Source organism: Amycolatopsis sp. NPDC051061 (assembly GCF_040682935.1).
In the GTDB taxonomy this organism is placed as follows: domain Bacteria; phylum Actinomycetota; class Actinomycetes; order Mycobacteriales; family Pseudonocardiaceae; genus Amycolatopsis.
Genome location: NZ_JBFBBZ010000006.1, coordinates 84,088 through 109,953, shown reverse-complemented (window position 1 = coordinate 109,953; position 25,866 = coordinate 84,088). Strand labels below are relative to the sequence as shown.

Sequence of the window (25,866 nt, the reverse complement as noted above, 5' to 3'; positions counted from 1 at the left end):
ACACCGAGACCCACGAGGCAGAACCGATGACCAGTGCCACGTCGCGCAGCGACGCGAAACCCGGGCCGACGCCCGGAACGCCCGGAGCACGTCCGAAGCCGGCGCCACCGGCGGGAACCCCGGTGCGCGTCACCGGCGCCCAGTCGCTCGTGCGCTCGCTCGAGGCGGTCGGCGCCGAGGTGGTCTTCGGCATTCCGGGCGGCACCATCCTGCCCGCCTACGACCCGCTGCTGGACTCGACGAAGGTCCGCCACATCCTGGTCCGCCACGAGCAGGGCGCGGGGCACGCCGCCACCGGCTACGCGCAGGCCACCGGCAAGGTCGGCGTCTGCATGGCCACCTCCGGCCCGGGCGCGACCAACCTGGTCACCCCGCTGGCCGACGCGAACATGGACTCCGTCCCGGTCGTCGCCATCACCGGGCAGCAGTCCCGGGCGCTGATCGGCACCGACGCGTTCCAGGAAGCCGACATCTGCGGCATCACCATGCCGATCACCAAGCACAATTTCCTCGTCACGGACCCCGCGGACATCCCGCGGACCATTGCCGAGGCGTTCCACCTGGCGTCCACGGGCCGGCCCGGCCCGGTCCTGGTGGACATCCCCAAGGACGTGCTGCAGGAGATGACCTCGTTCTCCTGGCCGACCGAGCTGCGGCTGCCGGGCTACCGCCCCACGCTGCGCCCGCACGGCAAGCAGGTCCGCGAAGCCGCGAAGCTCATCGGGAAGGCCCGCCGCCCGGTGCTCTACGTCGGCGGTGGCGTGATCAAGGCGGACGCGCACGAGCAGCTGAAGCAGCTCGCCGAGCTGACGAACATCCCCGTCGTCACCACGCTGATGGCGCGCGGCGCGTTCCCCGACTCGCACCCGCAGCACCTCGGCATGCCCGGCATGCACGGCACGGTCGCCGCCGTCGCCGCGATGCAGCGCGCCGACCTCCTGATCGCGCTCGGCGCCCGGTTCGACGACCGCGTCACCGGCCAGCTGTCGTCGTTCGCGCCGGACGCCGCGATCGTCCACGCCGACATCGACCCGGCCGAGATCTCCAAGAACCGCAAGGCCGACGTCCCGATCGTGGGCGACTGCAAGGAGATCATCGGCGAGCTGATCACCGCCGTGACGACGGAGTTCGAGCACGGCGGCAAACCCGACCTCACCGACTGGTGGACCCAGGCCGACAACTGGCGCAAGAACTACCCGGCCGGCTACGAGTGGCCCGACGACGGTTCGCTGTCGCCGCAGTACGTCATCGAGCGGATCGGCGAGCTCGTCGGCCCGGACGCGGTGTACACCGCCGGCGTCGGCCAGCACCAGATGTGGGCCGCGCAGTTCGTCAAGTACGAGAACCCGCGCACCTGGATCAACTCCGGCGGCCTCGGCACCATGGGCTACGCGGTGCCCGCCGCGATGGGCGCGCAGTTCGGCGTCCCCGGCACCCCGGTGTGGGCGATCGACGGCGACGGCTGCTTCCAGATGACCAACCAGGAGCTGGCCACCTGCGCCATCGAAGGCGCGCCGATCAAGGTCGCCGTCATCAACAACGGCAACCTCGGCATGGTCCGGCAGTGGCAGAACCTCTTCTACTCGGAGCGGTACTCCAACACCGACCTCGGCACGCACAAGCACCGCATCCCGGACTTCGTGCTGCTGGCCGAGGCGCTCGGCTGCGCCGGCCTGCGGTGCGAGACCCGCGAGGACGTCGACGCCACCATCCGCCGCGCGATGGAGATCAACGACCGCCCCGTCGTGATCGACTTCGTCGTGGGGAAGGATGCCCAGGTGTGGCCGATGGTCGCCGCGGGCACCGGCAACGACGAGATCATGGCGGTCCGGGGGATCCGGCCGCTGTTCGACGACGACGAGGTTTCGGTGGAGACCACGGAAGCCGCAGCGGAAGCCGCTGGGGAAGGCGAGCGCTGAGATGACCGTCCACACGCTGAGTGTCCTGGTCGAGAACAAGCCGGGTGTGCTCGCGCGCGTCTCGGGCCTGTTCTCCCGCCGCGGGTTCAACATCGAGTCCCTCGCCGTCGGGCCCACGGAGAACCCCGAGGTGTCCCGCATGACGATCGTGGTCGCCGTCGAAGAGCTACCGCTCGAGCAGGTGACCAAACAGCTCAACAAGCTGATCAACGTGATCAAGATCGTCGAGCTGGAGCAGTCGACCGCCGTGCAGCGCGAACTGCTGCTGGTCAAGGTCCGCGCCGACAACACCGTGCGCAGCCAGGTCCTCGAAACCGTCCAGCTCTTCCGGGCCAAGGTGGTGGACGTCTCCCCGGAGGCACTCACCGTCGAGGCCACCGGGACGTCCGACAAGATCGGTGCGCTGCTGCGGATGCTGGAGCCGTATGGCATCCGCGAGCTGGTGCAGTCCGGCATGGTCGCGGTGGGCCGCGGCGCCCGCTCCATAACCGCTACTTCGCCGCGTTAGAAACTTTGTAAGTCAGGAAAGGAAGCAGTAACCCCCATGGCAGTGGAAATCTTCTACGACGACGACGCCGACCTCTCGATCATCCAGGGGCGCAAGGTCGCCGTGATCGGCTACGGCAGCCAGGGCCACGCCCACTCGCTGAGCCTGCGCGACTCCGGCGTCGACGTCCGCATCGGCCTGCCCGAGGGGTCCAAGTCGCGGGCGAAGGCCGAGGAGCAGGGCCTGCGCGTGCTCACCCCGGCCGAGGCGTCGGCCGAAGCCGACCTGATCATGATCCTGGCTCCGGACACGAAGCAGCGCTTCATCTACGAGCAGGACATCGCGCCGAACCTCAAGGACGGCGACGCGATCTTCTTCGGGCACGGCTTCAACATCCGTTACGACCTGATCAAGCCGCCGGCCAACGTCGACGTCGCGATGGTCGCCCCGAAGGGTCCGGGCCACCTGGTCCGCCGCCAGTTCGTCGACGGCAAGGGCGTCCCGGCGCTCATCGCGGTCGAGCAGGACGCCACCGGCAACGCCCAGGCGCTCGCCCTCTCCTACGCGGCCGCCATCGGTGGCGCCCGTGCCGGCGTCATCAAGACGACGTTCACCGAGGAGACCGAGACCGACCTCTTCGGCGAGCAGGCCGTGCTCTGCGGTGGCGCGTCCGCGCTGGTGCAGACCGGTTTCGAGGTGCTCACCGAGGCCGGCTACGCCCCGGAGATCGCCTACTTCGAGGTGCTGCACGAGCTGAAGCTGATCGTCGACCTCATGTACGAGGGCGGCATCGCGCGCCAGCGCTACTCGATCTCCGACACCGCCGAGTACGGCGACCTGACCCGCGGCCCGCGCGTCATCTCGCCGGCGGTCAAGGAAGAGATGAAGAAGATCCTCGGCGAGATCCAGGACGGCACGTTCGCCCGCGAATGGGTCGCCGAGGACGAGGCCGGCCGGCCGAACTTCACCAAGCTCGAGGAGCAGGGCAACCAGCACCCGATCGAGGCGACCGGCAAGAAGCTGCGCGACCTGATGTCGTGGGTGGACCGGCCGATCACCGAGACCGCCTGATCTTTTTTCGCAAGACGGCTTTTCGGAGAACGCTGAAGGGGACGCCCGTGCAGGTGCGGGCGTCCCCTTCAGTGCGTTCGGTGGTCGTTTCGCTACGCTGGCGACATGAGTGAGCAGCCGGTCGACGACAAGGCGCACATCCGGCACCACCTCGACTTCACGAAGGCCGAGTGGATCCGGGCCGAGCCCGAGGGCGTCACCCTCGACGACTGCGTCGAGTACGCCTTCATCGAGCACACCGACGGCGTCACCTACACCGCGATGCGGCAGTCGTCGAAGCCGGACGGCGTCATCCTGGTCTTCACGCCGGGGGAGTGGGACGCGTTCGTCAAGGGCGTCCGCGACGGCGAGTTCGACCTGCCCGAGGACCTCGCCGAGGCCTAGAGCTTCGCCGCCAGCTGCGGGATCTGCCCGGTGTCACCCGCGATGCCGAGGTGGTCGCCGTAGTCGCGGGATTCGACGATCAGGCCGTCGCGCACGCGCATCGAGAAGATGTTGGCGATCCGCACCGGCTTTCCGCCGTACTCGCCCTGGTAGGCGAACTCGCCGATCAGCACCTCGGGGTCGGTGCCCTGGTAGGTGACCAGGTCGGCGACCGCGAAGGCGGGTTTCATGGCCTTGCCCGCCTGGAAGTGCTCGCGGATTTCGTCGCGCGTCCGCGACGCCGCCGATCCCGGCAGGAACGGGTGCGTGACGTGGGTTTCCTCGGCGTACAGCTCCGGGAGTTCGTCCCAGCGGCCGCCCGCCACGCCGTGCACCAGCCGCTCGAACACCGTCCCGTCGCTTTCCGGGGTGACCGGCGAAAGCTCACGCGGCGGCGCCTGCTCGTACGCCTTCGCGACCTGGTCGAGGCCGTCGCGGATCGCGGCGAGCCGCAGGTAGTCGTGGTAGTCGCGGGAGTGGACGATCAGGCCGTCGCGGACGCGCAGCACCTGGATGTTGGCCGTGGTGGTCGTCCGGCCGGTTTCGACCGACTCGGCGTCGTAGTCGTATTCGGCGACGATCACCTCGGGGTCCGTGGTCTCGTGGACGACCACGTTCTTGCGCTTGAGCCGCACCGCTCCGGCGAGGACACCGGTGAACCGCTGGTGGAGGGCGTCGCGGCCGGTCAGGCGCGTCGGCCGCGGAACGGCCTGGGGGTGCTCGACGACGGTGTCCTCGGCGTAGAGCGCGGAAAGCTCGTCGAAGCGTCCTTCGCTGATGCCGTCGGACAGGGCGGCGAACACGTCGCGGGGTGAGTTCATGGATCCTCCCAGGGGGCAAAACGGAGTCTGTAGTCCGTCTTGACGATACGGACTACAGACTCCGGTTGTCTACAGGGTGCGCAGGAGGTCCCGGGCGGCCGGCTGCTCGCACACGTCCGCCCACTTCTCCGGCGTGCTGTCGAAGAGCGCGTCCCGGGCCCGGAGGTCGGCGCCGTTCTCGACGAGGACGCGGATCGCCTCCAGGTGCCCGGACTGTGCGGCGAGGTGCAGGGCCGTGATGCCTTCGCCGTGGTTCGGGCCGCCGAACGTGCCGACGTGGTTCACGCCGGCGCCGAGGTCGAGCAGCGCCCGGATCGCGGCGACGCGCCCGGTCGCGGCCGCCCAGGCCAAGGCCGTGCCGCGGTAGACGTCGGCGTCCGGACGCGCGCCGCGTGCGACGAGGGTGTTCAGCGCGTCGACGCGGTTGCTGCGGGCGGCCCAGGCCAAGGCCTCGTTCTTGACCTCGGCGGGGTCGCCGGTGGGGTGCCAGGCCGGAAAACCGCTGTGCGGACGGTAAAAGGCCCGGTGCGCGCCGGCTGCGGGGTGCCCGGGTCGCAGGAGTTCGTCGAGCAGGTCCGCGTCGCCGAGCCCGGCCGCGACGCGCAGGTTTCCCGGCGCGCGGCTGTGCGGCGCCAGTTTCTCCGCGGCTTCGCGGTGACCCCAGAACAGCGCGACGACCAGGGGAGTGCCGCCGTCACCGCGCGCGGAGACGTCGACCGGGGCGCCCGCGTCGAGCAGCAGGTCGAGCAGGAGCGGGAGGTTGCTGTAGGCGGCCTGGTGCAGCGGTGTCCAACCGTGGACGTTGCCGCGGGCCGGGTCAGCGCCGTGGTCGAGCAGGATTTTGCTGAGCCGCTCGTCGTGGGTGGCGCCGGCCATGCCGAGCAGGTCGTTGCCGTTGGTACCGCGGGCGGTGATCAGGCCGGGGAACTCGTCGAGGTGCGTTTTCAGGGCTTCGGGGTCCCGCGCTTCGACCGCCCGGTACGCCCGCGCGAACGGTTCGCCACTGTCCACAAGGGACTTGATGTGGTCGCGGAGTGCGCGCCAGGAAACGAAACCGTGCTCGCGGGCGACGACCACGAGTGCGCCGTCCCGGGTGAACGGCTGGCCCCGGCGCTCGAAGGGCTCTCGAGCGCCGGGAGTGTCGTCCTCGGCCGAGGCGAGCAGGCCGAGCGCGCGCTCGGCGTAGTAGTGGACGTCCTGGTGGTACGGGTGCTGCAGCGTCTCGTCGTGTTCCGTGACGCGCCGGACGTACGCCTGGAGTTTCGGCCAGCTCGGGAACCCGTGGTCGCGGGCGATCCGGAACTGCGCTTCGGAGAGCTTGACGCCTTCGGCGCGCGCGAGCTCTTTCGCGCGCTTGCGGAGCTGGTCCAGGCTGGGTTTGGCGGGCAGCACGCCCATGGTGCCTCCTTCCCTCGACGCCCGTGGTCCGCCGGCACCGGGCAGGAAAGAAGGTGCGGAGCTGGTGGTGCGGTGCTGCGGGGGTGGGCTCGGCCCTTTCCGCGGACGGGACGCGGCCCTCACCGCGTCCCGTCACCCTACCCCGGCGTGAAGGAAGGGTCAGCACGCGTGATTGCAGGGTCGACTCGCGTGATGGGAGGGTCGACACGGCGATGCGGGCCGTGTCGTCGCCCCGATCACGCGTGTCGACTTCCTGATCACGCGAGTCGACCCTCTGATCACGGCAGCAGGTCGGCCAGGCGGCGGTAGGACTTGGCCGTGCGGGCCAGGACCTGGACGCAGACGTGGTCGGCGCCCGCGTCGAGGTGGGCCCGGATCCGGTCGGCGATCTGCTGTTCGCCGGTCGCGACGAGGGCGTCGACCAGGCGGTCGCTGCCGCCGTCGGCCAGGTCTTCCTCGGTGAAGCCGAGCCGGCGCAGGTTGGCCTGGTGGTGCGGGGCCTGCCGGACGTACAGGTCCACGTGCTCCCGGGCCACGTCGGGGGCCGCGTCCAGGACCACGGCCTGCTCGACCGCGAGGTACTTGCCCGGCCCGAGCCGGTCCCGGGCCATGGCCGTGTGTTCCGGCGGGACGAAGTACGGGTGGGCACCGTCGGCGCGTTCGCCCGCCAGGTCCAGCAGCTTCGGCCCCAGCGCCGCGAGCACCCGGCGGGGCCGTGGGGACGGCGGTGGCAGCCCCGGCAGCTCGGCTTCGTCCATCCCGTCGAGGTACTCGCGCAGCGCCGTCAGCGGCCGCGCGCCCGGCCGGTGGCCGCCGAGGCCCGCGATGAACCGGCCCGGGTAGGCCTCGCCCAGGGCCCGGACAGCGCCTTCCGCCGCCAGCGGGGACCGCTGGTCGAACCGCGCGACCCCGGTGGCGACCGTGAGCCGGGACGTCGCCGCGAGCAGCAGCGCCGCCTGGGTGAACGCTTCCCGGCCGCCGTACTCGCCGAACCAGACCGCGTCGAAGCCCAGCTCCTCGATCTCCACGGCCGTCTCGCGCACCTCGGAGATCGGGGCGCCGTCGAAGAACTGCCAGATCCCGACGCTCATCGGACCACCGCCGGGGCCAGCTCCACCAACAGGTCCACAGTGGACTCGAACGACTCGGCGGACGGCGTCAGCAGAACGTGGTCCGCGCCCGCGTCGAGCAGCTCGTCCAGGCGTTTCGCGATGGTTCCGCCGTCGCCCCAGAGGACGAGGTCGTCGACGAACCGGTCGCTCGGCCCGGCGATGTCGGCCTCGGTGTAGCCGAGCGTCTTCCAGCCCGCGAGGTAGACCGTGACGGAGTATTCGCGCGACTGCGCCACGCGGCGCCGCACGCTCTCCCGGGCGTCCTCGCGGCTGCCGAGCAGCACGGTCTGCTGGGGGATCAGCAGCTTGTCCGGCCCGAGGATCTCGCGGGCGTACGGCGTGTGCGAGACGGGCTGGGCGAAGGGGTGCGCGCCGTCCGCGCCGGCGCGCGACAGTTCCAGCATCCGCGGCCCGACGGCGGCCAGCACGCGCGGAAACGCCACCGGTGCGGGGTTTTCCGTCGCCGCAACGTCCATTTCGGACAGGTAGGCGCGCATCCGGTCCAGCGGCCGGTACTCCTCGCCGTACTTCGCCGCCTGGAACGCGTGCCCGATGCCGACGCCGAGCACGAACCGGCCCGGGTGGGCGTGCGCGAGCGTCGCGCCGCCCTTCTCGGCGGTGCGTCCCGGCCGGGCCCAGACGTTCGCGATGCCGGTGCCGAGCACGACGTCCGGCACCGAGGCGAGCAGGTCGCCGAAGTGGGCGAACACCTCGCGGGTGCCGGGTCCTTCGCCGCTCCACACCGAGCGGTAGCCGGCGTCGGCGAGCCGGCGGGTGGCCGCGCGCTCGACGTCCGGAGGTGGTTGCAGGGGCGCGCCCGGCAGCCAGGCGCCGATCGCGCCGAGCCGGGCTCGTGTGTCTTCGACCAGGGTCATCCTCGTTCCCTCCGGTAATGTGAGGCTGCCTCCGGTTAATATACGGAGGCAGCCTCCGATTGGCTACCCGGTAAGGTCGGAAGGGCGATGACCGAAGTCAAGCCGATGCGCGCGGACGCCCGCCGCAACTACGAGCGCCTCCTCGAAGAGGCGCAACGCGCCTTCGCCGAGCACGGCGTCGAGGCGTCGCTGGAAGACATCGCGCGTCGCGCGGGGGTCGGCATCGGCACGCTCTACCGGCACTTCCCGACCCGGGAGGCCCTGCTCGAAACCCTGCTGCGCGCCCGGTTCGACGCCCAGGCCGAGCGGGCGCGCGCGCTGCTCGCCCATGCCGAGCCGCTGGCCGCCCTGCAGGCCTGGCTGTCCGGGCTCGGCGACGCCACCGGCACGTTCCGGGGTCTGGTGGAATTGACCGCCGACGCGCTCAGCGACGAATCGTCCCGTTTGTACGCGTCGTGCCACGCGATGCGCGAAGCCGGTTCCCATCTGGTGGAACGCGCCAAGCGAGAAGGCGAGCTTCGCCCCGACGTCACCACGGACGAGCTTCTTCTCTTGCTCCACGCGGCATCCTGGGCGGGTGGGCACCTGCCCGGCCCGGGCGGCATGCAGCGCCTCCTGGCTCTTGTTTTCGAGGGATTACGGGCGAGTGAACACCGTGAGAAGCCAGCGGGTGCTCCTGCGGGTTAAACTCCGCCTCGACCGGGGCACAACGGCGTGCTGAGACCCTTTTGTCGACCCAGAGCGTCCTGGAAATGACCAGATAGTGGGAGCCGCATCGTGAGCAAGCCCAACAAGCCCGTCGTTCTCATCGCGGAGAAGCTCGCCCCTTCCGTGCTGAGTGTTTTCGGTGACGAGGTGGAGGTCCGGCACGTCGACGGCACGGACCGGCCCGCGCTGCTCGAGGCGGTGAAGAGTGCCGACGCGCTGCTGGTCCGCTCCGCCACCAAGGTCGACGCCGAGGTCTTCGGCGCCACGACCCAGCTGAAGGTCGTCGCCCGGGCCGGTGTCGGCCTGGACAACGTCGAGGTGCCCGCCGCCACCGAGCGCGGGGTCCTGGTCGTCAACGCGCCGACGTCGAACATCGTCTCCGCCGCCGAGCACGCCGTCGCCCTGCTGCTGGCGGTCGCGCGCCGGGTCCCGGCCGCCAGCCAGAGCCTGCGCGGCGGCGAGTGGAAGCGCAGCTCGTTCTCGGGTGTGGAGCTGCAGGGCAAGACCGTCGGCGTGGTCGGCCTCGGCAAGATCGGCCAGCTGTTCGCCCAGCGCCTCGCCGCGTTCGACACGCACATCATCGCCTACGACCCCTACGTCTCGGCCGCGCGCGCGAGCCAGCTCGGCATCGAGCTCGTGACGCTCGACGAGCTCCTGTCGCGCGCCGACGCCATCTCCATCCACCTGCCGAAGACCCCGGAGACCAAGGGCCTCATCGACGCCGAGGCGCTGAAGAAGACCAAGCCCGGCGTCATCATCGTGAACGCCGCCCGCGGCGGGCTGATCGTCGAGGAAGATCTGGCCGACGCGCTGCGTTCGGGTCACGTCGGCGGCGCCGGCATCGACGTGTTCGTCACCGAGCCGACCACGGCCAGCCCGCTGTTCGAGCTGGACAACGTCGTCGTGACGCCGCACCTGGGCGCGTCGACGGCCGAGGCCCAGGACCGCGCGGGCACCGACGTCGCGAAGTCCGTGCTGCTGGCGCTGCGCGGCGACTTCGTGCCGGACGCGGTGAACGTCTCCGGCGGCGGCGCGGTGGGCGAGCACGTCCGCCCGTACCTGACGCTGACCCAGAAGCTCGGCCAGCTGCTCACCGCCCTGAACCCGACGGCGCCGACGTCGGTGACCGTGCAGGTCAAGGGCGAGATCTCCAGCGAGGACACCGGGGTGCTGCAGCTGGCGGCCCTGCGCGGGGTGTTCACCGGCGTGGTCGAGGACCAGGTCACGTTCGTCAACGCGCCGCAGCTGGCGGAAAAGCTGGGCGTGCGGGTCGAGCTGGAGACCGAGACGGAAAGCCCCAAGTTCCGCAGCCTGATCACGGTGCGCGCGGTGCACGCCGACGGCGCGGTGCTGACCGTGTCCGGTTCGGTCACCGGCAAGGACGAGGTCGAGAAGCTGGTCGAGGTCAACGGCCGCGGCTTCGACCTGCGGGCCGAGGGCACCGTCCTGCTGGTCGAGTACGGCGACCGCCCGGGCGTGATGGGCCGCGTCGGGACGCTGCTCGGCGAGGCCGGCATCAACATCGAGGCCGCGCAGATCAGCCAGACGACGGACGGCTCCGACGCGGTGATGCTCCTGCGCGTCGACCGCCACATCGACGCGCACCTGCTGGAGCCGATCGGTGCGTCGGTCGGGGCGCACACGATCCGTGCGGTCGACTTCAACTGACGTAACGCTTTCGAGGGCCCCCTGTCACCCGACAGGGGGCCTTCGTCACGCAATCACATTCACGTAACGGAGTCCTTTGCCTACGTAAGTAGGTGTTTTGGGGCATTAAGTTCTCCCCGCGAGGTCGAACCACGCGCCGTCGAGGGCACGGCGCTGTGCCGCGCTTCACCGTCGGGGGTGTCAGGAGCGGCAGGCAGGTTCGGGTCCAGACCTCGAGTAAGGGGCCGACTCATGAGCAGATCCCGCTTACCCGCTCGCGTCACGACGGCGTTCTTCGCCGTCGTGCTGGCCGCCGCGCTGGGCGCGCCCGTCGCGAGTGCTGCTGACGCACCGCTCGCCGACGGGGTGGCGCCGGCGAAGATCGACGACGCGAAGCTGCAGGGCAAGGTCGCGCCGCGCCTGGCCGCCGCGCAGGGCCGCGTCACCGCGTTCGTCGAGCTGGCCAAGAAGCCCGCCGTCGACGCGTTCACCGCCGCGCAGCCCCAGGGCAAGGAATCCGCCAAGCGGGCGGCCCGCGCGGCCAAGGACGACACGGCCGCCGCCGTGAACTCGGTCCTGGGCCAGCTGCGTTCGGCCGACGCCAAGCCGCAGGTCGTCACCCAGACCGCCAACGCCGTCCCCGGCGTGGTCGTCACGGCCGACGCCGCGAAGCTGCGTGAGGTCGCCAAGCGCGCGGACGTCGTCTCGGTGCGCACGGTCGTGCCGAAGACCCGCACCAACGCCAGCGCCGAGCAGCTGACCAACACGCTCGCCGCGTGGCAGCAGACCGGCAAGTTCGGCGACAACGTCCGCGTCGGCGTGATCGACGACGGCATCGACTACACCCACGCCGACTTCGGCGGCCCCGGCACGAAAGCCGCGTACGACGGCGTCGACCGCAGCAAGCCGACCCCGCTCTTCCCGAGCGCGAAGGTCGTCGGCGGCACCGACCTCGTCGGCGACGACTACGACGCCGCGACGCCCGGCAAGACCACCCCGGCGCCGGACCCGAACCCCCTCGCCTGCGGTGAGCACGGCACGCACGTCGCCGGCACCATCGGCGGCTTCGGCGTCACCGCCGACGGCAAGACCTTCAAGGGCGACTACAAGAAGCTCACGGCCAAGAAGGTCGACGAGATGCAGATCGGCCCGGGCACGGCGCCGAAGTCGCTCCTCTACGCCATCAAGGTGTTCGGCTGCGCGGGCTCGACGAACGTCACCTCGCAGGCGCTGGACTGGGCGCTCGACCCGGACGGCGACGGCGACTTCACCGACCACCTCGACATCGTCAACCTCTCGCTGGGCTCCGACTTCGGCGCGCCGGACGACCCGGACTCGCTGTTCGTGCGCAAGCTCGCCGCGAACAACGTGCTGCCGGTGATCTCCGCGGGCAACGGCGGCGACATCAACGACATCGCCGGGTCGCCGGGCAACACCCCGGAGGCGCTCACCGTCGCCAGCACGCGCGACGCGGGCATCCTGCGCGACGCCGCCGAGGCCAAGGCCCCCGCGAACGCCGCGGGCCAGAAGACCGGGCAATACAGCCAGAACTACACCGGCTACGACACGCTGGACCTGACCGCGCCGGTCGTCGCGTTGGCGGGCGCGAACAGCGCGGGCTGCGCGCCGTACTCCGCCGAGGACAAGGCGAAGGCCGCCGGCAAGTTCGTCTGGCTGGAGTGGGACGACAACGACTCGACCCGCGCCTGCGGTTCGGCGGCCCGGGCGAACAACGCCCAGGCGGCGGGGGCGAAGGGCGCGCTGCTCTCGTCCACTTTGGAGCACTTCAGCGCGGGCATCGCGGGCAACGCGGCGATCCCGATGTTCCAGTTCACCGGCTCCGCGACCAAGACGCTGCGCGCGGCGCTGACCGCGGGCACGCTGCAGGTCCGGCTCTACGGCGCCGGGCGCGCCTCGATCCAGACCTACGACAAGACCATCGTGGACACCCCGAGCTCGTTCACCTCGCGCGGCACCCGCGGCCCGGCGCTCAAGCCGGACGTCGCCGCCCCCGGTGACACGATCACCTCGGCGTTCCGCGGCAGCGGCAACGGCCGGACCGTGCTCTCGGGCACGTCGATGGCCGCCCCGCACACCGCGGGCATCACGGCGCTGGTCCGCCAGTCCCACCCGGACTGGTCGGTCGAGGAGGTCAAGGCCTCGGTGATCGACACGGCCGGCCACGACGTCGGCGACGGCGCGGGCCACACCTACGCGCCGCAGCGCGTCGGCAGCGGCCGGATCGACGCGAAGGCGGCGCTGGACAACCAGGTGCTCGCCTACGTCCAGGACGACCCGGGCGCGGTCAGCGTCAGCTTCGGCACGGTCGAGGCCGGCGGCCCCGTCACGCTGTCGAAGACGATCAAGCTGGTCAACAAGGGCGTCACGCCCGCCGAGTACACCGTGGCCTACCAGGCGGTCAACGCGCTGCCGGGCGTCGAGTACACAGTGGACAAGCCGTCGGTGAAGCTGACCCCGCGCGGCACCGCCAAGGTCAAGGTGACGCTGAAGATCACCGACCCGAAGGCGCTGCGCAAGGTCATGGACCCGACCATGCAGGCCACCCAGGCCGGCCTGGCGCGACAGTTCGTCGCCGACGCTTCGGGCCGCGTCGCCTTCACCCCGGTCAGCGGGGCCAAGGTGCCGCTGCGGGTTTCGGTCTACGCGGCACCCAAGCCGGTTTCGACCATTTCGACGCCGCCGTCGGTCAAGTTCGCGCCGGACGCCACCCAGGCCGTGCTGAACCTGAGCGGCAAGGGTGTCGACCAGGGCTCCGGCGCGCAGCGGTACCGCTCGCTCATCAGCGTGCTCGAGCTGCAGGCGGAGTCCCCGCAGCTGCCCGAGTGCGACGCGGACGTGGTCACCGACTGCACGGTGAACAAGACGGCCAAGGGCGGCGACCTCCGCTACATCGGGGCGGCGTCCACCGCGCCGCTGACGAAGGAGCAGGGCGAGCCGGAGAACGCGATCCTCGCGTTCGGCCTGTCCACCTGGGGCGACTGGGCGAACATCGGCAGCAACACCTCGCCGTTCGTCGACATCGACACCACCGGGGACGGGACGCCGGACTTCGAGACCTACGTGACCAAGGCGACGTCCACGGACGTGCTGCTGGCCGTCACGGTCGCGCTGACCGCGGGCTTCCCGCAGGTCGACGTGCAGGCCGTCAACGGCCAGCTCGGTGACGTGGACACGAACGTGTTCGACACGAACGTGGTCACCCTGCCGGTTTCCCTGGCGGCGCTGGGCATCGACGCGAACGCCGACAGCCACCGGATCTCCTACACGGTGGGCGTGAGCGGTTTCTACGTCGCGCCGGGCACGACGAACGGGCTGATCGACTACGTCGGCACGCCGCTTTCGTTCGACGCGCTCGCCCCGGGCTACTCGGTGCAGGGCGGCGGCGACGCCGCGCTGGGCTACGTCGCGAAGCCGGGAACGGCGCTGGTCGTGAACCGGAACGCGGCCTCGGCCGCGGCCGACAAGGCACTCGGGCTGCTCGCCATCGAGCACCACAACGCCGCGGGCAACCGGGCGAACGTGGTCAAGGTGGACGCCGCCCAGGGCGCCCGGCCGGGCACCGACCGTCAGCCGATCGGGGCTGGTCACCGGTAGTCCGCGGCAAGATCGATCCATGCGGGAACGGGGGCGTCTCCGGCGGGATTCCGCCGGGGGCGCCCCGCTTCCGTTCACCCGATCGGGTGTCTCACCCTGCGGGAGGATGCGGCATAAGGGTGGTGCGGCTACGGCCGTTTGTCTACGGCCGGTAACCTTCCGGCTGCTGGCGTTTTGTTGCGGTGGGCCATCGGTGCATCCGGTGGCCTCGTCGACGGAGGTGTGTGGATGCGGCTCGCGGTGATCCCAGGAGACGGGATCGGGCCCGAGGTGGTCTCCGAGGCGCTGAAGGTGCTCGGTGAGGTAGTACCGACGGCGGAGATCACGAACTACGACCTCGGCGCCGCGCGGTGGCACGCGACCGGCGAGCTGCTCCCGGAGTCGGTGCTCGGCGAACTCCGCCAGCACGACGCGATCCTGCTGGGCGCGGTCGGCGACCCGAGTGTGCCGAGCGGCATCCTCGAGCGCGGGCTCCTGCTGCGCCTGCGGTTCGAAATGGACCACCACGTCAACCTGCGCCCGGCGCGGCTGTACCCGGGTGTCCGGGGACCGCTGGCCGACGCGGGCGACGTCGACATGGTCGTCGTGCGCGAAGGGACCGAAGGCCCGTACGCGGGCACGGGTGGCCTGATCCGCAAGGACACCGAGCACGAGATCGCGACGGAGGTCAGCACCAACACGGCGTACGGCGTCCGGCGCGTGGTCGCGGACGCGTTCAGCCGCGCCGAGGCCCGCCCGCGCAAGCACCTGACGCTGGTGCACAAGACCAACGTGCTGTCGTTCGCCGGCTCGCTGTGGTCGCGGATCGTCGAAGAGGTCTCGCTGGAGCACCCGGACGTGACGGTCGCGTATTCGCATGTGGACGCGGCGACCATCCACCTGGTGACGGACCCGTCGCGGTTCGACGTGATCGTGACGGACAACCTGTTCGGCGACATCCTCACCGACCTCGCGGCGGCGGTGACGGGCGGCATCGGCCTCGCGGCCAGCGGCAACCTGGACATGACCCGCCGCAACCCGAGCATGTTCGAGCCGGTCCACGGTTCGGCGCCGGACATCGCGGGCCAGGGTCTGGCCGACCCGACGGCGGCGGTGCTGTCGGTGGCGCTCCTGCTGGACCACCTGGGCCAGAAGGAAGCGGCGCGGCGCATCGAGGCTTCGGTGGCGTTCGATTTGGCCACGCGGGACCAGGCTTCGCCTGGTGCGACCACGGCTGTCGGTGACCGGTTGGCGGCGCTGGTGTCGTCCAACGTGCGCACCGGCTGAGACCGCTTTCCCCGTACTCCGTGAAGGCCCCCTTACCGGCTTCTTGAGCCGGGAAGGGGGCCTTCACGGCTTTTGGGTGCACGAGGGGGGATTCCCGGATGGTGGGAGCTTGACCCAGGTTGTGGACTTCCGCCGAAACCCTGTGGCATGATGCGGTCGTGACCAGCTTCGCGATCATTATCATCGAGCGCGCCGGACGATAGCTCCACAAGAGCTCCCGGCGCGCAACCTCTCGCACCCATGCGGGAGGTTTTTTTGTTGCCCCGAAACGCTGCACTAGGAGAAGACCGTGACCCGCAAGGAGCCCGCCGATACCCCCCTCGGCGACGCCTTCCACCTCTACGACACGACCCTGCGCGACGGTGCGCAGCGTGAGGGCATCTCCTACTCCGTCCAGGACAAGCTGGCCGTCGCGCGGCTGCTGGACGAGCTCGGCGTCGGGTTCATCGAAGGCGGCTGGCCCGGGGCGCTCCCCAAGGACACGGAGTTCTTCGCCCGTGCGGCGAAGGGCGAACTGAAACTCCACCACGCCGCCCTTGTCGCCTTCGGCGCCACGCGCAAGGCCGGCACCACCGCCGACACCGATCCGCAGGTCCGCGCCCTCCTCGAGAGCGAAGCGCCGGTCATCACGCTCGTCGCCAAATCCGATTTGCGGCACATCGAACGCGCCCTGCGCGTCGACGTCGAGGAAGCCTGCGCGATGGTCCGCGACACCGTCGCGTTCCTGACGAAAGAAGGCCGGCGGGTCTTCCTCGACGCCGAGCACTTCTTCGACGGCTACGCGTATTCACCCGAAACCTCGCTGAGGATCCTCGACGCCGCCGGGAACGCGGGCGCCGACGTCCTCGTCCTCTGCGACACCAACGGCGGCCAGCTGCCGCTCGGTCTCGCCGAAACGGTCAAGACCATCAAGGAAAAGACGGGATTCCGCCTCGGGATCCACTGTCAAGACGACACTTCCTGCGCCGTGGCGAACTCCGTCGCCGCGGTGCAGGCCGGCGTGACGCACGTCCAGTGCACCGCCAACGGTTACGGGGAGCGGGCCGGCAACGCCGACCTCTTCGCCGTGACGGGAAACCTGGTGACCAAGCTCGGGATGGAGGTCCTCCCGACCGGAGGTGCCGCCGAGCTCACCCGGGTCTCCCATGCCCTTGCCGAAATCGCCAACCTCGCCCCCTACACCCACCAGGCTTACGTAGGGGCGTCGGCTTTCGCCCACAAGGCGGGACTGCACGCGAGCGCGATCAAGGTGGATCCGTTGTTGTACAACCACATCGATCCGTCTTCCGTCGGCAACGACATGCGGGTACTGGTCACCGAGATGGCCGGCAGGGCCAGCCTCGAGCTCAAGGGACGTGAGCTCGGGGTCGACCTTGCCGGCCGGCCCGAGGCGCTGACGAGCGCCATCACCAAGGTCAAGCGCCTCGAAGCGGAAGGCTGGTCCTTCGAGGCCGCCGACGCCTCCCTGGAGCTGCTGCTCCGCCAGGAGGCCGACGTCCCCGCCGAGGCGCCGTTCGAGCTCGAGTCCTACCGCGTGGTCCTCGACCACCGCGCCGACGCCGAGGTCGTCTCCGAGGCGACGGTCAAGGTGCACGTCGGCGGCCAGCGCGTCATCGCCACCGCCGAGGGCATCGGGCCGGTGCACGCCCTCGACGCCGCGCTGCGGAAGGCGCTCTCCCCGCACCTGTCCTGGTTGGACAGTGTGGAGCTCGCCGACTACAAGGTCCGCATCCTCCAGGGCCACCCGGGCACCGACGCGGTGACGCGCGTGCTGGTCGAGAGCACCGACGGCGAGCGCGAGTGGACCACGGTCGGCGTGCACGGGAACATCGTCGAGGCCAGCTGGCTGGCCCTGTGCGACGCGCTCGTCCACAAGAGCACCACCGTGGCCCCGGTCACGGGTGGGGCGCACGTAGACTGACGCCGTGCGCCTAGCCCGTATTGCTCATCCCGGTGGAGTCGCGTTCGCTTCGGTCGAAGGGGACGGTGACGACGCCCAGGTCCTGGAGATCGCCGAGCACCCGTTCGGCCAGCCCAACTTCACCGGCAAGCGGTGGCCGCTGGCCGACGTCCGGCTGCTCGCGCCGATCCTGCCGTCCAAGGTGATCGCCGTCGGCCGCAACTACGCCAAGCACGCGGCCGAGTTCGGCAACGAGGTGCCCGGCGCCCCGATGCTGTTCCTCAAGCCGTCCACCACGGTCGTCGGCCCGAACGCGGCGATCCGCCGTCCGTCGAACGTCGGCCGCGTCGACTTCGAGGGCGAGCTGGCCATCGTCATCGGGCAGCCGGTGAAGAACGTGACGGCCGCCCGCGCCGCGAGCGCGATCCTCGGCTACACCGTGGCCAACGACGTCAGCGCCCGCGATCTCCAGAAGTCCGACGGCCAGTGGGGCCGCGCCAAGGGCTTCGACACGTTCTGCCCGCTCGGGCCGTGGATCGAGACGTCGCTCGACGCGTCCGACCTGGCGCTGAAGGCCGAGGTGGACGGCGAGCTCAAGCAGGACGGCCGCACGTCCGACCTCGTCCACAAGATCCCCGAGCTGGTCGAGTTCATCTCCGGCGTCATGACGCTGCTGCCGGGCGACGTCATCCTGACCGGCACGCCCGAGGGCGTCGGCCCGATCGAGGGCGGCCAGAGCGTCTCGATCACCATCGAAGGCATCGGCACCCTGACCAACCCGGTCGAAAGCGTCTGACCCGAAGTTCGTGAAGGCCACCTTGAGGAACTTGTAGTTCCTGAAGGTGGCCTTCACGGCTTTTCAGCGCTGCACCGGCTCCATCGGGCGCCGCGCGTAGGCCGGGGCGTGTTCCGGGCGCAGCCCCAGACCCAGCAGCCGCGCCGGGAAGTACGACAGCCTCGGGAACCGCGCGAACGCCTTGATCATCGCCGCCGGCGGGCCGTTGCGCTTGCCCGCCATGACCTGCCGCACCACGGTCCGGTGCATCAGCCGCTGCAGCCCCTGCACCATCAGCGTCGGTGCGAGCCGCCGCGAACGCACCTTCGCCAGGTCGCTCTGGGTGGGGCGGCCGCGGCGCAGCGGCTCGGCCAGCAGCGTCGCCGCCGCGACCGCGTCCTGCACCGCGAGGTTGATGCCGACCCCGCCGATCGGTGACATCGCGTGCGCCGCGTCGCCGATGCACAGCAAGCCGTCGGTGTGCCACTTGCGCAGCAGGTTGAGCCGCACGTCGAGGAACTTGACGTCGTCCATCGTCTCGAGCTCGTGCACCCGGTCGTGGAACTCGGGGCAGATCTGCGTCACGTTCTCGCGGAACGCCTCGATGCCCGGCTTGCGCAGGTCTTCGCCCTTCGGCGCGAGGTAGGCGACCTGGTAGAAGTCCGGCCGGGGGAGCGGCACCGCGAAGCGGCGGTCCCGCATCTTCGGCAGCAGCATGTTGCCGGCTTCGCCGTCGCCGCGCGAGAGCCGGAACCACCAGACGTCGAACGGGCAGTCGTACTCCCGCGGCACCAGCCCGGCCTCGCGGCGGGCCAGCGACCAGCGCCCGTCCGCGGCGATCACCAGGTCGGCCCGGAGCTCACCGGTCTCGCCGGCCACCGTGCGGTAGGTGATGCCGGCGACCCGGCCGTGCTCGCGGACCAGGCCGGTGCACTCCGTCTCCATCCGCTGGACGAACGTCGGCTCCTTGCGCGCGCTCTCGGCGAGCAGGTCGAGGAAGTCCCACTGCGGCACCATCGCGATGTACGGGTGGGGGACCTTCAACCGGGTGAAGTCGGCCAGCTTCATCATCTCGCCGTTCTCCTGGGGGAATCCCGCCGCGGTCAGCTCGCTGTGCGGCAGCGCGTGGAACTTCTCGCCGAGGCCCAGCTCGTCCAGCAGCGTGAGCGTCGACGGGTGGACCGTGTCCCCGCGGAAGTCCCGCAGGAAGTCGGCGTGCTTCTCCAGCACCGTCACCTCGACGCCGGCCCGAGCCAGCAGGAGTCCGGTGACCATCCCGGCCGGCCCGCCACCGATGACGACGCAGCCCGTGCGCTCGGTCATCTCCACCATCTCCCCATCTATTCATCGCTTGTTGAATAAACCGAGGATGCACCCGGCCGGTCCCCGGCGTCAAGCGATGTGGCGACGGATACGCTGATCGGGCTATGAGTGAGACATCGGTGGTTCGCGCGCGCTTCTGTCCTTCGCCGACCGGCACCCCGCACGTCGGGCTGATCCGCACGGCGCTGTTCAACTGGGCCTTCGCCCGGCACAACCAGGGGCAACTGGTGTTCCGGATCGAAGACACCGACGCCGCGCGTGACTCGCAGGAGTCCTACGAGCAGCTGCTCGACGGGCTGCGCTGGCTCGGCATCGACTGGGACGAGGGCCCCGAGGCCGGCGGCGAGTACGGCCCGTACCGCCAGAGCGAGCGGCGCGCGATCTACGCCGACGTCGCCGCGAAGCTCCTCGAAGCGGGCGAGCTGTACGAAGCGTTCTCGACCAACGAAGAGGTCGAAGCGCGGCGCAAGGCGGCCGGTATGGACCCGAAGCTGGGCTACGACAACTTCGACCGCGACCTCACCGACGAGCAGCGCGCCGCCTACCGCGCCGAGGGGCGCGCGCCGGTCCTGCGCCTGCGCATGCCGGACAGCGACCTCGGCTGGACCGACCTGGTGCGCGGCGACATCACCTTCCCGGCCAACACGATCCCGGACCCGGTGCTGGTGCGCGCCAACGGCGAGCCGCTCTACACGCTGACGAACCCGGTCGACGACGCGCTGATGAAGATCACGCACGTGCTGCGCGGCGAGGACCTGCTGCCCTCGACGCCCCGCCAGCTGGCGCTCTACGCGGCGCTGAAGCGCGTCGGCGTCGCGGAGTTCACGCCGCAGTTCGGCCACCTGCCGTACGTGCTGGGCGAGGGCAACAAAAAACTGTCCAAACGCGACCCTTCGTCGAACCTCTTCAACTACCGCGACCGCGGCTTCATCCGCGAGGGCCTGCTCAACTACCTGGCCCTGCTCGGCTGGTCGATCGCCGACGACCGCGACGTCTTCAGCGTCGAGGAGATGATCGCCGCCTTCGACGTCACCAAGGTCAGCGCCAATCCGGCGCGCTTCGACCTCAAAAAGGCCGAAGCGATCAACGGGACCCACGTGCGGGCCTTGCCCGCGGCCGAGTTCGTGAAGCGCGTCACGCCTTATCTGGTCACCGCGGGTGTCCTTCCGGAATCGCCGAGCGAGGAGCAGCTGGCCCGGCTGAACTCGATCGCGCCGCTGGTGCAGGAACGCGTCACGGTGCTTTCGGACGCGGCAGCGATGGTGCGTTTCCTCTTCACCGAAGAGGACGTTTTCGCGCCGGAAGAAGACGCGGCGGCGAAGAACCTCGGCGAAGCCGCGCGGCCGGTGCTCACCGCGGCGGTCGAAGCGCTCGAGGCGCTGCCGTCGTGGGAGACCGAGGCCATCGAGCAGGCGCTCAAAGACGCTCTTGTGGACGGTCTGGGTCTCAAGCCCCGCAAGGCTTTCGCGCCGGTTCGCGTCGCCGTGACCGGACGGACCGTTTCGCCGCCGTTGTACGAGTCGATGGAACTGCTCGGCCGTGCTGTCTCACTGGGACGTCTTCGCCGCGCATTGGTCGGATAACCGAAAGAAGACGGTTCGCCAACTGGGAGTAGAGCCGCTGCGCCGGAACAGGGCAACGGCAATCACCTCTTTGGCAGCGTCGCGAACGCTGCGGTTGCCCTAGCCTCACTGGGTGGATTTCGCCCTGGCACCCCGGACCCCGTCGCGAACCGCCCCCGTCGAGGCGGCGCCCGAGCCCTGGGCGCCGCCGGAACTGCGGCTGGTGTGCCTGGACATCGACGACACGCTGATCGACTGCACCGCCGCGATCCGCCGCAGCCTCCACATCCTGACCGGCCGGGGCGACCTGTGGCCGTTGTGGGACCTGATCACCGAGGAGCACGTCGCCCTCGTCGTCGCCGGCGAGCTCGACTACGCGACGATGCACCAGCGGCGCACCGACTGCTTCCTCGCGGAGATCGGCATCCTCGCCGACGAGGAGCAGGTGAGCTCGTTCGAGCGTCGCCGAAGAGAGCTGCTCGACCATTCGTGGCAGCTGTTCGACGACGTCCTCGACTGTCTTGAGTGGCTGCGCGCCGCCGGCGTGATGCTGGCCGCCGTGACGAACGCCTCGGGCGTGCACCAGCGCAAGAAGATCGCCGATCTGGGACTGGCGCCGTTCTTCGACCACGTCGCCATCGCCGGCGAACTGGGGGTCGCGAAACCCGATCCGGTGATGTTCCACACGGTCTGCCTCGGCCTGGGCTGCGCACCTGCCCAGGCCGTCCACGTCGGGGACAAGCTGGACACGGACGCGATCGGCGCCCGCGACGCGGGCCTCGGCGCGGTCTGGCTCGACCGTGATGACATCGGCGAGCGCGCCCCCGAGGGCGTCCACCGGGTGGCGGCCCTGGCCGAGCTGCCTGAGCTGCTGGTTTCGGAGTACGCGACGATCGGCGTCCCCGCCCAGCGCGGAAGTGGCACCCCCGCGTTCACCGTTCGGAACGGCGTGCTCTAGTATTTCTCCTCGTGCGGTGCTGAGCCGGACCGGTGGTTCAGGTCCGCAGGGTACCTCACTGGGGTATGGTGTAATTGGCAGCACGACTGGTTCTGGTCCAGTTAGTCTAGGTTCGAGTCCTGGTACCCCAGCTGCGGAGAGTGACCCCCTTGCAGGGCGAGTAATCGCCTCTGGTAAGTTCTCTCCAGCAAGAAAAACAGAAAAGCCCCTGGGAGACCAGGGAAAGATCCTAAGCCCCCGTCGTCTAGCGGCCTAGGACGCCGGCCTCTCACGCCGGTAGCGTGGGTTCGAATCCCATCGGGGGTACCAGCCACTCGAAGTCCGTCTGACCCAGGTCAGGCGGACTTTTTGGTGTGCGCTCCCGCGGTGGAGATTCTTTTCGCGGGTTCGAGCGGTCTCGGGCAGCTGATCACCGTGCGGTGCGGCGGCGGCCAAATGGAGGGTTCGTTCGACGTCCCCTGGCGATCGTGCCCGCAAGCGCTCCAGGAGCTCCCTGGGCGCCCTGGCGAGCGGCCGGGGAGAAGTGGCCGTCGGCGACGAAGGCGCGTTGTCCTCGCCGCCGACGGACCTCCGGAATGACCGCGTGATCTCTCCCCAGTGATCTGCCGTCGCCACGGCTACTTCTTCGCGGCGGCGACCTTCTTGCGCGGGGCACGCTTGCGCGGGGCGGCCGCGGGCGCGGCCGCTTCCGCGGCCTGAGCGGATTCGTAAGCGGAAATCACCTCGGAGGAGAGGCGTCCCCGCTCGGAGACGTCGTAGCCGTTCGCGTTCGCCCAGGCGCGGATCTGCTGGTTGCGCTCGCGGTCGCTCGTGCTGGTCGTGGCCGACTGGCCGGTCGCGACGCGGACCTTGCGGCCACCGGTGCGCCGGCCGGCCGCGATGTAGCGGGCGAGTTCGTCGCGCAGCGCGGAAGCGTTTTCGTCGGACAGGTCGATTTCGTACATGACGCCGTCGAGAGTGAAGGGGACGGTGTGGGCGGCGGGGGTTCCGTCGATGTCGTCGAGCATCTCGACGAGGACCTTCTGGGCCATTCCTGCTCCTTGAAGCGGTATATACCAGTAAAGTGGCGGTGGTGACCGAGCGCACGAATGTGGTGCTCCTTCGCGGAGTATATCCATACCGGCCGGTTTGGGGAGATATCTTCCGGCCGGCGCAAATACGGGAAGCCACCTTATGGCCGCGAACGACGGCAAGGAGCAACGCGGATCTGCAAGTTGCACGCGCGGGGCCTCGGGCCGGCAACGTACGCGGCGGGGCGGTCGATGTCCGCTCCGATCCGGTTTCCGCGCCGGGCGGGAGAATCCGGTTTCCGGGGCGGAGAAATATCGGCGAGCGGTATTCACGCTGGCCGCCGCTCGCGGAAAGCCGCCATCCCATCCGCGGCCTGGACCACGGCGGGAGACCCGCCACCCCACCGGGAATTTCACTTCCGGACGGCTCGCCGCCGGGTCGGCAGGACGAGACCGCCGCCGGCCACCAGCAGGGCGGCACCTCAGCAGGTTCCCGCGTGACGGCCTTGACGGTGACGGTGAGCCCCAGGTGCCGTCGTCCTCGAGCGGTACCTGCGGTGCCGACGGCGTCCTCTCGACGAGCTTGCTCGCCTGGAAGCCGGTCGCGGTGCGGACGTCGTCCTTGGCCGGGCCGACGCGGACGCCGAACCCCTTGCCGTCGTTGGCCGCCGGGTCGAACCCGGTGCCCTTGGCGGCGATCGAGGTGCGGGCCGGGTCGAGCCCGGTCGACGGCGTGACCCGTCGCCGGCCGCGGCGAGGAGTCTTCGGAGCTTCCGCGGTGCCCGAGGACTACTCCTACGGCACCAAGCCGAGCGCCTGTGCGGGCGGCGACGGCCAGGGCTACTCCTTGACCCGCTTGGGTTTTCTCACGATTTCAGGTCGAACGGTTGAGCGAATGAGCGACCTTGTCCTATATGGACATGACTCGTCAGCTCGGTGAAATCGCAGGTCAGCGGCCGCTCCCTGTGTTTCCGTGCCGGAGGATCAGGCTCGGACGGGCGATGCCGAGGTCGGATTCCCCGGCGACACAACGGAGTTCCCGGTCACCCTGTTTGGATTTTCGTGCCTCTTGGTAATACTCTGTGTGATGTCGGCCGCGATGGGCCTGACTGTTGGTTCCACTATGGAGGACTGGAATGACGAACAAGGCCCAGCTGATCGAGGCGCTGTCGGAGCGCCTGGGCGATGACAAGAAGGTGGCTTCGCAGGCCGTTGACGGTCTCGTGGACATCATCATCCGGACGGTCAACAAGGGCGAAAAGGTCAACATCACCGGCTTCGGTGTGTTCGAGAAGCGCGCCCGCGCCGCTCGCACCGCCCGCAACCCGCGTACCGGTGAGGCCGTGAAGGTCAAGAAGACCAACGTTCCCGCCTTCCGCGCCGGGACCACCTTCAAGGACGTCATCTCCGGCTCCAAGAAGCTCCCGAAGGCCACCCCGGTCAAGCGCGCCACGGCGACCCGCGCGACCGCCACCAAGGCCGCCGCCGCGGCTCCGGCCAAGGCGACGACGACCCGCACCACGCGGGCCGCTGCTGCGAAGCCGGCCGCGACGACCACGCGGACCCGCGCCACCGCGGCGAAGCCGGCCGCGAAGGCCACCGCCACCAAGGCCACCGCCACCCGGGCAACCGCCGTCAAGGCGGCCCCGAAGACCGCGGCGAAGGCGACCGCGGCCAAGGCCACCACGGCGAAGGCGACCACCACGCGGGCGAAGGTTGCCGCGAAGCCGGCCGCCACCAAGACGGCAGCGGCGAAGAAGCCCGCCGCCGCCAAGGCCCCGGCCAAGCGCACCTCGGCGGCCAAGAAGAAGTAACAGGACTCGGCAGCACCGGAAGGGCCCCGCACCAGCAGGTGCGGGGCCCTTCGGCGTGGAGGAGGCCGAGCGGTCCCGGCGCTCGTTACCCGGATTCGGTTTGCCGATCCGGCCGGTGATCGAAGCGAGCCGCCGGGTTCCGGTGCGGTTACGGCGGACGGACACCGTGGCTGTTCGCGATCTCGCGCGACGGACTGGCAGGTGACCGGATTCGCGCGGTGAGCGTGCGGCGCCACGGAATCGCGGTTCCCGACGCCGGTCACAGCCGGTCGGTGTTGCGCGCGGCGAGGAGCGCCAGCTGAGTGCGGTTGGTGCGGTCGAGGTGGGTCATCAGCCGGGACACGAGTCCCTTGACCGTGCCTTCGCTGAGGTACAGCCGGCTCGCGATGTCGGCGTTGGTGCGGCCTTCTCCGAGCAGCGCCAGCACGTCGCGTTCGCGGCCGCTGAGGCGGTGACCGACGGCGGCACCTTCGGGCTGCAGGACCAGCAGGCCGCACTCGAGTGGGTGCGGCGGTCGGCCGCCGCGTTCGGCGGCGACCCGGGCAACGTCACGCTGTTCGGGCAGTCCGGTGGCGCGGTCGCGGTGTGCGGGCAGCTGACCTCACCGGCGGCCCGCGACCTGTTCGCGAAGGCGGTGCTGCAGAGCGGTTCTTGCGACACGACCCTCGCGGCCAACGCCGCCGGCCCCGGCTCGAAGGCGTTCGGCTCGTTCTGGCGGCCGCTGGCCGACGCCGAACGGTCCGACGTCCAGGTCGCGGCCGGACTGGGCTGCCGGAGTGACGTGCTCGCGTGCCTGCGCGAACTGCCGGTGGCCAAGCTGCTCACCCGGACCGGCGCGGTGACGGCCGCGGGCTTCGGCGCCCCCACGCTGCCCGCGGATCCCCGCGTCGCGCCGCCGGCCCGGCCGGGGCGGCCCGTGGTGTCCGGGCACACCAGCGATGAGCAGCGCCTCGTTTCCGGCGTCTACCGGCTGCTCGGCAAGCCGATCACCGAGGCGCAACTGGCTGGACGACCTGGTGGCAGCCCGGGTTCGCTTGGTGCAGTTCGGGGGCATCGCCCGGTGGGGCTCGAGTTCGCGTCGGCCCGGTCGTTCACGGTTCGCGGGACCGGGACCCGCGTGATCAGGTGGTAATGACTTCGCCGGCGGTGAGGACGAAACCGTCCGCACCCCCGGCCGGTCGC

At 70.3% G+C, this 25,866-nt stretch carries 20 protein-coding genes, 2 tRNA genes and 1 pseudogene; 16 read left to right on the top strand and 7 right to left on the bottom strand.

What is annotated here, in order from left to right; translation table 11 throughout:
• The first annotated feature begins 26 nt into the window (after positions 1-26).
• The 4 genes from AB0N03_RS10290 to AB0N03_RS10275 all read left to right on the top strand — a co-directional run bounded on the left by AB0N03_RS10290 (position 27) and on the right by AB0N03_RS10275 (position 3,861).
• On the top strand, positions 27-1,919 hold the full coding sequence (locus AB0N03_RS10290) for an acetolactate synthase large subunit (RefSeq protein WP_364368371.1): 1,893 nt from the start codon (positions 27-29) through the stop codon (positions 1,917-1,919).
• Position 1,920: 1 nt separating this feature from the next.
• The gene (gene ilvN / locus AB0N03_RS10285) at positions 1,921-2,427 is read left to right on the top strand and encodes an acetolactate synthase small subunit (RefSeq protein ID WP_360267042.1); all 507 of its coding nucleotides are present in this window, start codon (positions 1,921-1,923) and stop codon (positions 2,425-2,427) included.
• 36 nt (positions 2,428-2,463) lie between these two features.
• Entirely contained in the window at positions 2,464-3,477 is a 1,014-nt protein-coding gene (gene ilvC, locus AB0N03_RS10280; protein WP_323331932.1) for a ketol-acid reductoisomerase, read from the top strand.
• Positions 3,478-3,582: 105 nt separating this feature from the next.
• Complete coding sequence (locus AB0N03_RS10275; protein WP_155545093.1) at positions 3,583-3,861, top strand: DUF397 domain-containing protein; 279 nt, start codon at positions 3,583-3,585, stop codon at positions 3,859-3,861.
• Here the strand turns inward: AB0N03_RS10275 and AB0N03_RS10270 are convergent.
• From AB0N03_RS10270 to AB0N03_RS10255, 4 genes are all read right to left on the bottom strand, one after another.
• Positions 3,858-4,721: a nuclear transport factor 2 family protein gene (locus AB0N03_RS10270; RefSeq protein WP_364368366.1), complete on the bottom strand. Its 864-nt coding sequence runs from the start codon at positions 4,719-4,721 to the stop codon at positions 3,858-3,860. The two genes, AB0N03_RS10275 and AB0N03_RS10270, sit on opposite strands and share 4 nt — an antisense overlap.
• Positions 4,722-4,790: 69 nt before the next feature.
• On the bottom strand, positions 4,791-6,119 hold the full coding sequence (locus AB0N03_RS10265) for an ankyrin repeat domain-containing protein (RefSeq protein ID WP_364368363.1): 1,329 nt from the start codon (positions 6,117-6,119) through the stop codon (positions 4,791-4,793).
• Between the two features lie 278 nt (positions 6,120-6,397).
• Complete coding sequence (locus AB0N03_RS10260; RefSeq protein WP_364368360.1) at positions 6,398-7,210, bottom strand: TIGR03620 family F420-dependent LLM class oxidoreductase; 813 nt, start codon at positions 7,208-7,210, stop codon at positions 6,398-6,400.
• Positions 7,207-8,106, bottom strand: coding sequence for a TIGR03620 family F420-dependent LLM class oxidoreductase (locus tag AB0N03_RS10255; RefSeq protein WP_364368357.1), 900 nt, complete (start codon positions 8,104-8,106; stop codon positions 7,207-7,209). The genes AB0N03_RS10260 and AB0N03_RS10255 overlap by 4 nt, the downstream gene beginning before the upstream one ends.
• 87 nt (positions 8,107-8,193) lie before the next feature.
• On the opposite strand from AB0N03_RS10255, the gene AB0N03_RS10250 reads away from it, so the two are divergent.
• The 6 genes from AB0N03_RS10250 to AB0N03_RS10225 all read left to right on the top strand — a co-directional run bounded on the left by AB0N03_RS10250 (position 8,194) and on the right by AB0N03_RS10225 (position 18,038).
• The gene (locus tag AB0N03_RS10250) at positions 8,194-8,793 is read left to right on the top strand and encodes a helix-turn-helix domain-containing protein (RefSeq protein WP_364368354.1); all 600 of its coding nucleotides are present in this window, start codon (positions 8,194-8,196) and stop codon (positions 8,791-8,793) included.
• A 90-nt stretch (positions 8,794-8,883) separates the two neighbouring features.
• Complete coding sequence (gene serA, locus AB0N03_RS10245; protein ID WP_364368351.1) at positions 8,884-10,482, top strand: phosphoglycerate dehydrogenase; 1,599 nt, start codon at positions 8,884-8,886, stop codon at positions 10,480-10,482.
• A 231-nt stretch (positions 10,483-10,713) separates the two neighbouring features.
• Positions 10,714-14,076 carry a S8 family serine peptidase gene (locus AB0N03_RS10240; RefSeq protein ID WP_364368348.1) on the top strand — a complete coding sequence of 1,121 codons (3,363 nt, stop codon included), beginning with the start codon at positions 10,714-10,716 and terminating at the stop codon, positions 14,074-14,076.
• A 228-nt stretch (positions 14,077-14,304) separates the two neighbouring features.
• Entirely contained in the window at positions 14,305-15,342 is a 1,038-nt protein-coding gene (locus AB0N03_RS10235; RefSeq protein WP_364368345.1) for a 3-isopropylmalate dehydrogenase, read from the top strand.
• Positions 15,343-15,631: 289 nt separating this feature from the next.
• Positions 15,632-17,263: a citramalate synthase gene (gene cimA, locus AB0N03_RS10230; RefSeq protein WP_364368342.1), complete on the top strand. Its 1,632-nt coding sequence runs from the start codon at positions 15,632-15,634 to the stop codon at positions 17,261-17,263.
• A gap of 4 nt (positions 17,264-17,267) precedes the next feature.
• Positions 17,268-18,038 carry a fumarylacetoacetate hydrolase family protein gene (locus AB0N03_RS10225; protein ID WP_364368339.1) on the top strand — a complete coding sequence of 257 codons (771 nt, stop codon included), beginning with the start codon at positions 17,268-17,270 and terminating at the stop codon, positions 18,036-18,038.
• A gap of 63 nt (positions 18,039-18,101) precedes the next feature.
• On the opposite strand, the gene AB0N03_RS10220 is transcribed toward AB0N03_RS10225, so the two are convergent.
• On the bottom strand, positions 18,102-19,340 hold the full coding sequence (locus tag AB0N03_RS10220) for an FAD-dependent oxidoreductase (RefSeq protein ID WP_364368336.1): 1,239 nt from the start codon (positions 19,338-19,340) through the stop codon (positions 18,102-18,104).
• 104 nt (positions 19,341-19,444) lie between these two features.
• On the opposite strand from AB0N03_RS10220, the gene gltX reads away from it, so the two are divergent.
• From gltX to AB0N03_RS10200, 4 genes are all read left to right on the top strand, one after another.
• Positions 19,445-20,923, top strand: coding sequence for a glutamate--tRNA ligase (gene gltX, locus AB0N03_RS10215; RefSeq protein WP_364368333.1), 1,479 nt, complete (start codon positions 19,445-19,447; stop codon positions 20,921-20,923).
• Between the two features lie 202 nt (positions 20,924-21,125).
• A complete protein-coding gene (locus AB0N03_RS10210) occupies positions 21,126-21,860 on the top strand; it encodes an HAD family hydrolase (protein WP_364368969.1) in 735 nt (244 codons plus the stop codon).
• Positions 21,861-21,919: 59 nt separating this feature from the next.
• Positions 21,920-21,991 (top strand) — tRNA-Gln (locus tag AB0N03_RS10205).
• 102 nt (positions 21,992-22,093) lie between these two features.
• Positions 22,094-22,169: transfer RNA gene (locus AB0N03_RS10200), tRNA-Glu, on the top strand.
• Positions 22,170-22,477: 308 nt separating this feature from the next.
• On the opposite strand, the gene AB0N03_RS10195 is transcribed toward AB0N03_RS10200, so the two are convergent.
• The gene (locus tag AB0N03_RS10195) at positions 22,478-22,891 is read right to left on the bottom strand and encodes an Lsr2 family protein (RefSeq protein ID WP_364368330.1); all 414 of its coding nucleotides are present in this window, start codon (positions 22,889-22,891) and stop codon (positions 22,478-22,480) included.
• Between the two features lie 1,115 nt (positions 22,892-24,006).
• Between AB0N03_RS10195 and AB0N03_RS10190 the strand changes: the two genes are divergently transcribed.
• The gene (locus AB0N03_RS10190) at positions 24,007-24,684 is read left to right on the top strand and encodes an HU family DNA-binding protein (RefSeq protein ID WP_364368327.1); all 678 of its coding nucleotides are present in this window, start codon (positions 24,007-24,009) and stop codon (positions 24,682-24,684) included.
• Positions 24,685-24,943: 259 nt separating this feature from the next.
• Here the strand turns inward: AB0N03_RS10190 and AB0N03_RS10185 are convergent.
• Positions 24,944-25,132 (bottom strand): annotated as a pseudogene (locus tag AB0N03_RS10185) (LuxR C-terminal-related transcriptional regulator); the annotation flags it as partial.
• 3 nt (positions 25,133-25,135) lie between these two features.
• On the opposite strand from AB0N03_RS10185, the gene AB0N03_RS10180 reads away from it, so the two are divergent.
• Positions 25,136-25,816 (top strand): carboxylesterase family protein, encoded by a 681-nt coding sequence (locus AB0N03_RS10180; RefSeq protein WP_364368324.1) that lies wholly within the window; start codon positions 25,136-25,138, stop codon positions 25,814-25,816.
• Positions 25,817-25,866 lie beyond the last annotated feature (50 nt).